At 42.0% G+C, this 12,700-nt stretch carries 13 protein-coding genes; 4 read left to right on the top strand and 9 right to left on the bottom strand.

Annotation, left to right across the window (positions count from 1 at the left end; all coding sequences use genetic code 11):
• Nucleotides 1-80: 80 nt before the first annotated feature.
• The 3 genes from MHI15_RS05430 to MHI15_RS05440 all read right to left on the bottom strand — a co-directional run bounded on the left by MHI15_RS05430 (nucleotide 81) and on the right by MHI15_RS05440 (nucleotide 3,689).
• Entirely contained in the window at nucleotides 81-1,058 is a 978-nt protein-coding gene (locus tag MHI15_RS05430; RefSeq protein ID WP_076277409.1) for a phosphotransferase enzyme family protein, read from the bottom strand.
• Between the two features lie 249 nt (nucleotides 1,059-1,307).
• On the bottom strand, nucleotides 1,308-2,231 hold the full coding sequence (locus tag MHI15_RS05435; protein ID WP_076218443.1) for a helix-turn-helix transcriptional regulator: 924 nt from the start codon (nucleotides 2,229-2,231) through the stop codon (nucleotides 1,308-1,310).
• Between the two features lie 276 nt (nucleotides 2,232-2,507).
• Nucleotides 2,508-3,689 (bottom strand): MFS transporter, encoded by a 1,182-nt coding sequence (locus MHI15_RS05440; RefSeq protein ID WP_076277410.1) that lies wholly within the window; start codon nucleotides 3,687-3,689, stop codon nucleotides 2,508-2,510.
• A gap of 181 nt (nucleotides 3,690-3,870) precedes the next feature.
• On the opposite strand from MHI15_RS05440, the gene MHI15_RS05445 reads away from it, so the two are divergent.
• From MHI15_RS05445 to MHI15_RS05455, 3 genes are all read left to right on the top strand, one after another.
• Nucleotides 3,871-4,731, top strand: a complete 861-nt coding sequence (locus MHI15_RS05445; protein WP_254847659.1) for a LysR family transcriptional regulator — start codon at nucleotides 3,871-3,873, stop codon at nucleotides 4,729-4,731.
• An 80-nt stretch (nucleotides 4,732-4,811) separates the two neighbouring features.
• A complete protein-coding gene (locus MHI15_RS05450; protein ID WP_076277412.1) occupies nucleotides 4,812-5,219 on the top strand; it encodes a VOC family protein in 408 nt (135 codons plus the stop codon).
• Nucleotides 5,220-5,301: 82 nt separating this feature from the next.
• The gene (locus MHI15_RS05455) at nucleotides 5,302-5,778 is read left to right on the top strand and encodes a hypothetical protein (RefSeq protein ID WP_341164190.1); all 477 of its coding nucleotides are present in this window, start codon (nucleotides 5,302-5,304) and stop codon (nucleotides 5,776-5,778) included.
• 103 nt (nucleotides 5,779-5,881) lie between these two features.
• Here MHI15_RS05455 and MHI15_RS05460 read toward each other — a convergent pair whose 3' ends face one another.
• The 6 genes from MHI15_RS05460 to MHI15_RS05485 all read right to left on the bottom strand — a co-directional run bounded on the left by MHI15_RS05460 (nucleotide 5,882) and on the right by MHI15_RS05485 (nucleotide 11,091).
• The gene (locus tag MHI15_RS05460; protein ID WP_217696514.1) at nucleotides 5,882-6,232 is read right to left on the bottom strand and encodes a DUF6678 family protein; all 351 of its coding nucleotides are present in this window, start codon (nucleotides 6,230-6,232) and stop codon (nucleotides 5,882-5,884) included.
• Between the two features lie 323 nt (nucleotides 6,233-6,555).
• A complete protein-coding gene (locus MHI15_RS05465; protein WP_139332058.1) occupies nucleotides 6,556-7,701 on the bottom strand; it encodes a hypothetical protein in 1,146 nt (381 codons plus the stop codon).
• A gap of 323 nt (nucleotides 7,702-8,024) precedes the next feature.
• The gene (locus MHI15_RS05470) at nucleotides 8,025-8,528 is read right to left on the bottom strand and encodes a DinB family protein (RefSeq protein WP_076218439.1); all 504 of its coding nucleotides are present in this window, start codon (nucleotides 8,526-8,528) and stop codon (nucleotides 8,025-8,027) included.
• A 425-nt stretch (nucleotides 8,529-8,953) separates the two neighbouring features.
• Entirely contained in the window at nucleotides 8,954-9,673 is a 720-nt protein-coding gene (locus MHI15_RS05475) for an SDR family NAD(P)-dependent oxidoreductase (protein ID WP_076130262.1), read from the bottom strand.
• 292 nt (nucleotides 9,674-9,965) lie between these two features.
• Nucleotides 9,966-10,319 (bottom strand): VOC family protein, encoded by a 354-nt coding sequence (locus MHI15_RS05480; protein WP_076186911.1) that lies wholly within the window; start codon nucleotides 10,317-10,319, stop codon nucleotides 9,966-9,968.
• A 160-nt stretch (nucleotides 10,320-10,479) separates the two neighbouring features.
• Nucleotides 10,480-11,091, bottom strand: coding sequence for a DedA family protein (locus tag MHI15_RS05485; RefSeq protein WP_341164191.1), 612 nt, complete (start codon nucleotides 11,089-11,091; stop codon nucleotides 10,480-10,482).
• A gap of 86 nt (nucleotides 11,092-11,177) precedes the next feature.
• On the opposite strand from MHI15_RS05485, the gene MHI15_RS05490 reads away from it, so the two are divergent.
• Nucleotides 11,178-12,623: a hypothetical protein gene (locus MHI15_RS05490; RefSeq protein ID WP_076194767.1), complete on the top strand. Its 1,446-nt coding sequence runs from the start codon at nucleotides 11,178-11,180 to the stop codon at nucleotides 12,621-12,623.
• The last annotated feature ends 77 nt before the right edge of the window (nucleotides 12,624-12,700 follow it).

Below are 12,700 nucleotides of genomic sequence, written 5' to 3' on the forward strand. Positions count from 1 at the left end.
AATACGGTCCGATACGATCAAGATCGCGCAAAGGGCAGCTGATCGTGATTTGAGACAACGTTTCCCGTTAGTAGAACAAACTACTCCCAGTAAGGAGTCCCACTAAAAAGAAATTCTTTTTTATTTACATATAACTTAAATTCCCGACTTGCTAATCTACTAATGTGACTGGGTAACCACTCATTAGATTCAGGCAACCCAAGCCAAAAATTCATTGTTTCGAGTTGGGCAGCTACAAAGAAGCCTTCTAACTGTTGAACATAGTTATGAGGCAGGTCGAATTGTTTGGCGTATGATTCTAGCAACTGGCTTCTGAACGCTGGGTGGATATAAGAAAGTGCCCAACCTAAATCGAATAAATAATATCCGAACCCGCAAGCTCCAAAATCAATGGCTCTAGCTTCTTGTTTATGAAACACATAATTACTTGGAATCAAGTCTGCGTGAATTATCCCCCAGTTGCCAGGTGTTCTTTCTATATCGTTCATCATTAAAATTGCACGCTCACCGGCCAATTGCAGAATTTCCACATCATTTTTATTGAGCTCACCACCGTCAGCAAGCTGTTTGAGCTTTTCTAATGATTGTGAAATTCTAGTATTATCAAAGGATGGTCTAGTAAATGATTGCGGAACCTTCCAAATAGATGATTGTTTATGAAGCTTTCCGATCAATTCACCTACGCACTCGGCATCATTGACTGTTGGAACAAATTGTTTTTGTTCACCCTCTACCCATTTTACCAATGTACAGTTCATGTCAGCTATCTTAGTAACATATTCACCAATGTTATTTTTTATAGGTGACGGTAACACCAGATCAGTATCATTTATTAATGATTCCAGCCAAATCATTTCTGAATGAATGACTTTTTCCTCAGACCAAATACTTTCCATCGAATCATTTTTTGATAGATGTATCCGCAAACTATAGTAGTTACTTTCCTTATCTGTCACTTTATAGATGGTGTTTGCATTTTGGCCAATATGAGCTATTGATTGATAAGTAATCGAATAACAAGTTAATGCTTCTATTGCAACATCATGAGTATTTAACATGTTCTCCTCACTCCCCCTGAAACAACCGAATAAGGACATCGTACCATGACTTTTTCTAATAGTTCGGGAGAGAACTCTTATATTTATATTTTATCCACCACTTAGTTTATTAAGGTAACTTGCCCGTTAGTTGAATAAAGGCAGCCGATCACATTTACTGACGGGCTGCCTTTATCGTGTTTATGGAACTAGCGTTTCCCGTTAGCTTAACGCCATTGCCTATGCATCACCAATCTCCGATATACGTGTCTACTTTACTTTATTTAATAAGTTTGTCACCATTCTACTCAATGTCCCTTGATCGACGAAAGGAGCAAGGCTTGCCAGCAGATCTGGGCTAAGATGTTCAGCTTCGACTCCACTAATTAACTTCTCGAGATTTTCCCTGTCCAGAAAAGGTGCGAGGCTTATGATCCGGTTCGCATCAATAGTGCCATCTGCAACCCGGTCTACCAAGCGGCTTAACGTTTCTCTGCTAATAAAGGGTGCCAGCCCTTGAACGAAATGCCAGCTCAAGCTACCCTCTTCTGCTTGTTGAACCAACCGATCTACATGTTCTCTTTCAAGAAACGGGGCAATTCCAACAAGATTGTGCACTTCTAAGGAACCGTCAATCGATTTATCTACCAGTCGGCTTAATGTGTCGCTGCTGACGAATGGAGCGAGTCCAGTAATGGCATTCCACACAATTTCGCCCTCTTCTGCCTGACGAACCAGTTCATCCAATGTATCTGTTCCAAGGAACGGAGCCAGCCGCATGATCACGTCTAACTTAAGGACGCTGCTGTCTAATCGTTCTGTAACCTTATGCAGAGCGCTTGCTTTTACAAACGGTGCTACTTCTACAAGCTCTTCCACCTTCATCTCACCGGTATTGACCATCTCTGCAACTTGGTCCGGCCTGTTCTCTGCGATCTCCTCAACGATCGTTCCTAGGTGCTGGTGCTCCCGATTTTCTGAGTTGTCTCCTGCATTTAAAATGTCGTCTACCGTTTTGCCGAATAACCTCGCAAACTGCGGAAGCGTTCCGATATCCGGTAGCGAGTCGCCCCGTTCCCATTTCGATACCGCTTGATGACTTACATTCAGTTGATCGGCAAGTTCCAATTGGGTCAAATCCTGGTCTTTGCGAAGCTTCGAAATATAAGCTCCAATTTTACGCAAGTCGAGCATTGTATACCTCCAATAAAACAAAATGTACAGTGCGCACTGTCGAAAACAGCATAGCATTTCCTCAAACGCAATCCTATCAAGCGGTGGTTGAATTTTCATAGGCGCTTTATTCAACTGTCGGTAGAATTCTCCACTTTTGTCACTTTCATTTATAGGTTTTTTTCTACAGTTCATTTCCATTATCCTGCCTGCTAGTTGAATTACACCACGTACGTTCATAGGTCCATGCAAGCACAACTTCACTAATTGATCAACATGAAGTATCACACGAAACCTTTAATGGAGACGAGAAATGGATGGAGAACTTTTTTTATTTCCTATAGCCATTTGAACGATAATCTGAAGCACGATGATTACAGCCAAACCATAGAATGCTTGAACGAAGCTGCCTGTTGCATCGTGGAGCCAGCCAATCGCTAGCGGCCCAAGCGCTCCGAGAATGTAGCCACCAGATTGGGTCATTGCGGACCAGCTACTAGCTTCTTGAGCATTACTTGTTTCATCAATGGGCAACATCAGTGCAATCGGGAACAGCCCACCCGCTCCAATACCGAGTGGAATCGCCGCGAGCCAGGGGCTAACGGATAGGTTCAGCATCAAGACACCCGTCAACTCTAATATTGCACACCCGACAAGCCAGAATACACGTCTTTGGTAACGATGTACAAGCATCGGAATGAACAAAGTAGAGGGCAGCGATATCAAGGTAAATAAAGTTTGGATTTTGCCGGCAGTCTCTTGGCTATACCCCTGGCTTTGGATTGCTGGCGCAAGCCAAGCGGTCAACGAATAGAAGATCGCTGCCATCAGCCCGAAGAATAATGTCAGCACCCAGGCACGTCTATTGTTCACCGGAAGTGGTGCATTAAGTACACTCGAGATTTTACCGGATTGTCGATCTGTGCGCGCAGACCAGGCTAATCTCAACCAAATCGGCAATGCAATGACTGCCAGTAATGCCCATACAGCCAACGAGCCTCTCCACGAACCACCCAATGTATACTGTAGCGGAACCGATAGTCCCACACTAATGCTGGCCCCCATCACCATCGCTGTAGAGTAAATACCCACCATGGATGCCACTCGGTCAGGGAAGTACTGCTTAATGAAACTGGACAACAGCGGCCCTGCCAATGCAATTCCTACACCGGAAAGAAAAGAAGTGAACATCATCAAAGGAGTTGTACCAACAAACCATCGTAATCCCGTACCTAACCCAATGAGGATTAAAGCCAGAACAATTGCGCCCTCATTTCCCCACCTTCTGCTTAATCGTACGGAGAACGGAGCAAATATGCCCATGCATAATACCGGAAGTGTGGTTAACAAACTGGCGGTAATCCCGCTTATACCCAGATCATTCTGAATGATGCTCATTAGAGGAGAAATGGATGTAATGGGTGGTCGTAAATTCAGTGAAGCCAGGATAAGCGCCAAGACGATATAAAAAAGTTTCATTATGAATCACCTCATGGTAGTAGTATCGCTGCATTCTCCCATGACCCTTTGTTAATAACAGATCTTTGGGCGGTGCACGATTAAGTATAGAATCATTAGAATGATTGAACAATACTATTGTTTCTATTAAAATGATTACTAAAACCAATGATTAGAGGTCATTCATATGGAGATTCGTCAGATGGAAAACTTCATTGCTGTGTGTGAGGAGCTTCATTTTACACGAGCAGCTGAGAAGCTTGGCATATCTCAGCCTACGTTGAGTCAACAAATACGCGCGCTTGAGGATGAACTCGGAGTTCCCTTATTTGACCGAGTCGGCAAAAAGATTGTGATGACTCAAGCAGGAAATCTGTTTTTGGAGCACTGTGTACAGATGATTCGGCATTTACAGAATACCCAGGATGCGTTAGCTGAATTACGCAATGATCAACGAGGTCGGTTGGTAATTGGTGTTCTCCCTTCCGATCTGGACTATCGGCTCACCCCATTGCTCGTGAATTTTCATACGCGATTCCCCAAGGTGCAGCTGAAGCTTATCTCTTCGATCTACGTCTTGAATCAAGTACTAGATAATGAAGTAGACATCGGGATCGAGATCACCTCTGCTCCAGATGATCGGCTTGTACGCATTCCCTTGTGCAGTGAAGAATATGTACTTGTCGTTTCTGAGAATCATGATTGGGCTGAACGAAGCACGATTGGAATCCAGGAACTGCGTAATATCCAAACTGTGATGTTCCCCGAAGGATTTACAGGCAGAGAATTAGTTGATGGCTATTGTCGTAAATATGGATTCAGCTTAGATACGATCATGGAGACCAGTTCGGCAACTTCCATTATTAGCTTGGTGAAAGCCAATGTCGGAGGAACATTGCTGCCTTACCGTTTGATCCAAGCAATGAATGAACCAACATTACGCTGCATCCGAATTACAGACGATCCGCCATATCGTCACTTTGAGATCATTCATCGGTCCGACCGTTTTCTGACAAAATCGGCCAAGGCATTTATTGAGAAAACTATCGAGTATTTCAACTAAAGGTGAGATGCGAAAGAGATCGCTTCTGCTGCCAGAAGTAGAGTATAGTAGGAATGAAAATATATTAGGAGGCTACAGCCATGTCACAGGAGATTTGGATTAACCTGCCAGTCAAAGATGTTGAGAGGTCAACTGTCTTTTTCAATGAGATTGGATTCCAAGCGGTGAGTGTTGGTAACGAGAGAGCTAAGCTTGTTATAGGTCAAACAACAATTCTGCTGTTCCCGGATGCGGCGTTTGAGAAATTTACTGGTTCAAAAACCGCAGATACTTCCCATAGCGCTGAAGTAATCTTCTCCATTGGTGCTGAAAGCAGAGAAGAAGTAGATGCCTTTGTCCAAAAAGCAGAGGCTGCTGGAGGAAACATCTTTGGCAAGCCAAGTGAGACTGACGGCTGGATGTACGGCGCAGGATTTGCCGACCTGGACGGTCACCGCTGGAATCTGCTGTACATGGATGAGAGCAAAATGCCAAAACGCGAAATTTGAAGCGAAAAGCCAACACCAACAAATCCAAGATATGGTGTAATGATTCGGGCTTATACGTTGATGAAAAGAGCTGGGGAACGGAATGAATAAAGAAAATAGGGACTTCGCTGTACGAGTTCTTAAACATCTTTGTATTGGGGCAAAAATTGATGGTCTTAGATTTGGAGTATCAAGTGGTGCTACTCTAGTCTATTTAACTAAGTATGAAGGCTTCGATGATTTAGCTGGTCAACTGTACCTGAACATTGAATCAAAGTGGACTATATTTGATTCAGTTCCCTCTCAATACCCTAGTAATGAAAGCCAAATTGCAGATGTTTCTGAGGAAGAAAAATACAGTCAGATCATAAAGGTGAGACGTGAAAAGATTATAGATATACAATTGGGAGACAGCACTCCACATTTAATTATAAGCTTTGAATCAGGTAGCATACTATTTGTTATTGGTTTTCATGAGAAGTATGAATGTTGGCAGGTGGGAGTAGAATCTGATAACTGGCTAGTTGTTGCATGTCCAATGAATGGAATTGCTACATGGACTTCAAATAAATTTGAATAATAATAAAACACTCCATTGTCAGGAGTGTTTTTTCTTTTATATACAGATATACATTTAATGGTCAAACTGTACTTTGTGTTTGGAAGCATTGAGGTGAAGCGTATTATATATAATCAATGAATTCATTAGTTTTGTTATATCCATAAATTATGATGGAGTCGGTAGTTACTTCACCTGGAACATGTATTTTTTTCAAGATTTGAATTAAATCAGCATTTATCGAGTCATCTTCAGCATGAATTTCTAACCACTCAATAAATTTGTAACCACCATCTGAAAAATGGTAATACCAATCTCCATCCCAAAGGCTGATATAGCCAGTATCAATGTCTTTAATCCTCCATTTGGTTGGAAAGGCATAGTTGAGCATTGCTTGTCTTATTTCTTCCCATTTTGTGTTGTTCATTAAAGGTTTTAGTTCATTTGAATCCATATATTCACCTTTTTCATCCATCAGTACTGCACGTGTTTATTCCACTTCATCATTTTCTCTTGTACAAAACTTCCCGGTAGTTGAATGAAGGCAGCTGATCGCTTTGACTAACGGCTGCCTAATCGTATTTGAGCTAGCGTCTCCCGTTAGCGTAATGCAATCAGTAAAAAGCTTCCCCCTACTTACGGTTCACCGCTTTGGTTGAAGCTGTGAATTTTGGAGCCACTCTTATATCAACCGAGCACTCATTTTCGGCACATGACAATTTTCCCAATTAGCTTTTATGAACGCCCGATGCATGAGCGAGCGTGTTGTACTTGAGATAATCATCATATTACTGATCGTCACTCTGCTGTGAATTGTTGTGTTGAGTTCACACCCTCCACAACTTGGCCGCTAGACAGATAGTAATCTCTTTGCACTGAACCGTCTGTTTTGGTGCTGTTGACCACAAAGACCTGGCCTACTTCTATCGGCATCAGATAGTTATCGTAAGGAAGATAATTGTCCACCAGTGGAAGGTCTTTGATATCTTCATAGGCGTCCTCCAATCGCCAAAATTCTCGATAGGCGTAATCCTTGAACCCGTTCAAATCCTGCTTACCAAAATAAGATGCTGCATATTCCTTGCCCTGTAAGGAGATGTAATCTACTCTGGATGGCTCAATATCTTTAGCAATCCAACTTAGGTTCTCAGAATAAATGTTATCGCCATAATGCTCCTGTAATTGATTGCCCATACAAGGGATGGATTGGGTCTTATAGTCCATTTCATCAAGCCCGGTATGCGCTGAGCCGTAAATGCCCATAACGCTCTCATTGCCCAACTTCTCAAATTCGCGAATAAAGTTTTCCGTCATCGTGTCTTCCCGATATACGCCGTCTTCTTTGCTGTAAAAAACACGGCCTTGCCGGATCGCTTCCATTGTTAAAGTATACTTCTCCGATTCTCCCAGATCGTTTGCCACAAGATAAGATAAATAGCGGCTCCCGGTAGTTTCATATTGATGCCCGATGTCTGTGCCGTGGAAAATCGTCTCCGGACACTCGCTCTTTATTTTTTTGTAGAACTCTTTGACATCAGGGTTGTGACTACGTGTCCGTTCCCAATCATCATAAATCTCCTCTAAAATATCATCATTGTCCGACTGCATCCATAGATTCAAGTATTCGGCGGTAAAATAGGGCAGCTCGACGAATAAGTGCCTCATGCCCTCGTTATGGTAGTATTGAGACCACAATTTATATTCCTTGTCAAATATCTTGGCTACGCCGTGTGCTTCACCGTACAGATAAATGCTGCCCGATGCTTGCGCTACCACAGGTACATCCTTGGTCGGCTGCGCAGACTTGCTTGCTGTCTTGCCTGCGGTGGAATTATCGCAGGCAGTAAGGCTACTGACCACAAGTATAACGATCAGGGCAAGCAGCAAAGGGTATACAAGCATCATTTTCGCTTTTGCTACGAAGATGAGATTACGGTCATTCATAAACTAAGATCAACCTTTCATATACATTTATAAATCCATAATTTGGTATTCCCTAGCTGTTGCAAGATTTCCTGCTATCTCATCTTCAATTCTATATAGATTAAGGGAAAATGTGTCCTTTAGCGCAACGAAGGTAGCCGTTCATATAGACCAGCTACCTTCGTTTTAGATTAAGCTATTGTTTCCCGTTAGTTCAATAGAATCAACAGTTTCAGTCCGATGGTATCCTCTTGTCTATGATTCAAGCCACCACTTTTAATCCCATGATAAAATACTTATAAATCCCACTATAGCCAAACGGCCAAAGCGGATATAATCTTACTCTAAATTACTGGAGGTAGCGCTCCATACTCGGCCCACTGCTCTTTTGTCGGGCCGTAAAGATCCGGCACACGAAGGCCTGCCTGACGCATCAGTACTGTCATCTGACCACGATGATGAATCTCATGCTTTACGAGAATTTCCAGCATTAAGCCGTTTGGCCATTGATCACCATACATATCGCTCATGATAAGCAGATTCTCATCTTTCCAACTGGACTGTATAGCATCAAGGAGCGCTTGTGAGGTCCTCTTATAGACTGACGCGATGTCTGCTGCCGAAGCTGGCACCGGCATATCTTCGCCCGGTCCTTCGAAAGACAGTCCCGTCCGAGATGGCATTTCGTGCAACGTCTGTACAAGGTGCCATGCAACACGTCCAAGCGTTCTATGATCGCTTGTTATCTGTTGGCCAAGAGACTCGTCCGTCAGCATCTCCAGTGTCCGCATTGTTGCTTCCGTTTCATTCTGCCAAGTTGCGGCAAAATCTTTAATGTGTTTATACATATCCAACATCTCCTTTTTGTAATGGAATCAAGTTTATTGTACCGAACATTAGTTCGCAAGTAAATATTTACATTTACTTAAACTACCCCCGTTAACCAAACGAAGCTGCCGAAAATCATTGTGCTAATCCCGAAATGTAATTAACTACGTATGGTTAATACTTTTGATCATTTTGTTTACGCTAGCCTGCCTATTAGCTTAATAAAAAGAGCAGGATACCGAAGCACTTGCTTATCAATGTAATGTATTATTCAACTATCGTATCCCGTTAGCTCAACCGTTATTTATGATACGGCTCACCGTAGTATATCTAAGCATAAATTAGAGTTTGACCAAACTTTACATATTCATGTATAAAGCGAAAACCACTCCTTTACTATGGAGTGGTTTTCGCTTTTTCGCACTATCATTCTCAATGGAGTCGACTACGCATTTGTATCCAACATTGCTGGAATATTTATTTCTTTTACACAAGAGGCTTTGGAAAGGTTCATTAAGCATTTAACTAAAGAAACAATATCTTGAAGAGGAATCTGTGTACCGCCATACGCAGACAAGACTTTCTCAATTCCATCTTCCAATGGAATTTGGGTTGCAATTTCACCAGGATTTATACAAGTCACACCGATCCCATACTTTTTTACATGCTCCCTTATAGAATTTCCAATACCACGCAAACCGAACTTAGAAGCTACAAATGAAACTTGCGTAAAATCATTATGTTCAAGACCTGCCGTAGAACCAATTAAGAAAATTTTTGCGTTATCTGACTTTTTTAGATTCGGTAAAAGCTTCTGTATGCAGGTAATAGCTGAAGTAACATTTACATTAATGATGTTGACGATTTCAGCTGGGTCATCTTTTTCAAAATCATAGTCATCCCTGAAGCCTTTGCTCTCCCATATCCCTACATTATATATTAATACGTCTATTGTAACGTCATTTACTGTATTCGCAATCAGCTTGCTTGCATCAGATTTCGCTAAATCAGCCTCAATCCAATATTTCTGTACACCATCTTCAAGATTTAAATTGTTAGGATAAGTTCTAGAAACCACCCAAACACGATCACCTTTTTCTGGCAATCCTTTGAAGAATGCCTCACCTAATCCTTTACTTGCTCCGAAGATAATAAAATTCCTCATAAGTTATCCTTTCGATATGATTTATCTCTGCATTTAATCATTAAATTCACAGTGAATGCTGAAAATCATTCAATATAAGAATCACCAAGAACATTGAATTTTTATATGACGCTTCCCTCACCAATGAATTTATACTTACTTATAATACGGTTATGCTTGATTATGTTCAACTATCCTGCCCGTTAATTGAATAAAGGCGGCCGATCCACTGATCGGCTGCCTTATGTCATCATTTAGCTATCGCTATTCGATAGTTTAACAATCAAGATTTCTGCACGCCGTGACCACTCTTCTAATGTCTATGCTCAAGGATGTTGATAAGTTTGCCAAACGGGTCGCGGACATAGAATCGCCGAACACCCCAAGGCTCATCAACAAGCCCATATTCTATCGGAAATCCAGCTTTCTTCATGCTTTCAAATGTAGCATCGACATCATCGACTTCAATTGATAGATCAGGCGTAGGCGTTTCTGAGCCACCCTGTGAGGCAAAACTAATCTGAATACTCATCTCCTCGTCTAAACCATAAGTTCTAATCCAACCATGATCCATCATTAAATCAAGACCGAGCACATCCTCGTAAAAGCATTTAGCTGCCGTGAGATCCTTCGTGTTTATATTGGCGACGATTCGTTTGACCTTCATTTCAAACCTCCCAGACATAAGTAGATTATCCTTGAATATAGAATGCATTCAACATATAACAGTTAATTCTAGCCTCGACGTTCCTGACCTTTATTTATCCATATTTAGCTGCGGAGGCTCACCGAGCAGAAAACACCAGAAAACACCCGAAGAACTGGCATTAAGTCTGGTTACGAAATCTCCGTACTAACAACCTCAACACAAGAAGCACCACGATTCCGCAAATGGTATAACTGATTGGGCGAATAAATTGCTCCACGATACCCCAGTTGTCACCTAAGCGGTATCCCAGATAGATCAAAGCTAAGTTCCACGGGATACAGCCGAGTGCTGTAAATGTTATGAATCTCCAAGCTTTCATTCCAGCAACCCCTGCGGGCAGTGAGATAAAAGTACGAATAAAGGGCAACATACGAGTAAAAAATACGGTACTCTCTCCATAACGCTCGAACCAACGCTCCGATTGCTCCAAATGATGCTCATTTAGGAGAATATATTTTCCGTATTTTTCTAATAACCGGCGTCCACCAGCCTTACCAATATAGTAGGCAATGATGGAACCCAGTAGGTTTCCGAATATCCCAGCGACAGCAACTTCCATAAAAGTAAGCGAGCCTTGCGCAATCAGCCAGCCACCGCTGAGCATAATCACTTCACTGGGAATGGGAATACAGGCACTCTCTAGAATCATCCCTAACCATATGCCCCAAATGCCCATAGAATTGACAAGGTGAAGCGCGGATTCAGATATCCACGTAAATAGTTGATGCATGAGTGTTCACTCCGCTTCATAAATTTTACTATTCCTTAAGAAAGTCTCGTTATAATTGAACAAAAAACGGGGGGGAAAACAAAATAATGATGAAATTCAATATACACAAATTTTTGTATGGCATATTCGTTATAGCCGCTATCTTGCTGATGTTCCCTAAATTTTCTTACAATGATCCCGATACCTTCTGGCATATAGAGCTAGGACAATATATGATCGAGCACGGACAAGTTCTACATCATGCCATACATACTTTTTACGGAGATAAGCTGCCCTACGTCCCTCATGAATTCGGATTCCAACTGCTCGTTGCCCCGCTTTATGCAGCTTTTGGATGGCCGGGTGTGTATATTTTGACCGCTGTATGCTTGTTCTTTTTAGTGCTCGGATTGCTTCGGCTGGGCAAGGTTTCACGCAAAGAACTGGGACTTCAAGAAGACCATGTTCTCCTGCTCCCTTTTGTGCTGCTAATTTCTTGCTGGATTTATTATAATTATTTCAAAGGCCGTCCACAGATGATCTCTTCGTTTATGATTGTCTGGTTTTTCGTATATTTACGTGAATATCAAATGAGTTCTCAAAAGAAATATGCCGCTGCGATGATTGCTCTTTCTATTGCCATTGCCAATTTTCATGCAGGAGTATGGCTTGTAATTGCTGTATTTACAGGGATGGCTCTGCTTGAATCCTTGATCCAAAAAACGCTGAATGGGCGTAAAATCATAGTCTTCAGTCTCGTCTGGTTCGTTGGCATTCTAAATCCAGGCGGCGTAAAAAGTCTCTTGTTTATTTTGACAGTTACGAAAAAGAACTTTAACCTGCTGATCAATGAATGGCAGCCGATTCGGTTCAATAGCTTGGAGAATTTGCCCATCTTACTATTGCTTTTGTTCTTTGCCTGCACACTTCCTTTTGCACTCCAGCGTAAACCGTTCCGTTTTTTTCTTATGCTTGGGATTCTATACCTCGGTGTATCAAACTTCAAGCAAAACCTATTTATGTGGCTGTTCATCCCCTATTTTGCGGCTGTATTTTTTGATGTGCTTCCTGAATTCACCAAAACAGGTATTCTAGTCCGACAAAGTACATTACGAGGGTTACTGGCAGTTGGCCTGCTGCTAAACATTGCTTATCTATTCCTTGTACCACCAGTTATTGACGCCAAAAAATATCCTGTCGATGAAATGGACTATATTCTACAGCATACATCTGAAGGTACACGTCCGAAAGTTCTCGCACACTACGGTTCATCCGGCTATGTCATGTTTCGAGGGGGAGATGTGTTATGTGATGGCAGACAAGATCCCTTCGTGACAAAAGATTCTCTTGGCGTATTGGGTTGGACTGCTTTTGAACGCTCGATGCACGGATTCTCTGAATACCTTCCCGAGATCGTTAATTACGATCAGCCCGATTATGTAATTACGAGCAAAAAGGTCTCCTATAAACTACTCAAGGAATGGACACAAAAATTCGGTCAGCCCGTATTTACAGGGACCTATGGCAGTGTCTTCTCGTTTATCCCAGAGTGATGATCCGGCTCGTTAATTCCTCACTCTGTAGAACGCAAAAAAACGCTGACCTGAGGCAATCTAGCCAATAGTCACCA

Origin of the sequence: Paenibacillus sp. FSL H7-0918 (assembly GCF_038007025.1) — a bacterium.
GTDB classification, from domain to species: domain Bacteria; phylum Bacillota; class Bacilli; order Paenibacillales; family Paenibacillaceae; genus Paenibacillus_AQ; species Paenibacillus_AQ odorifer.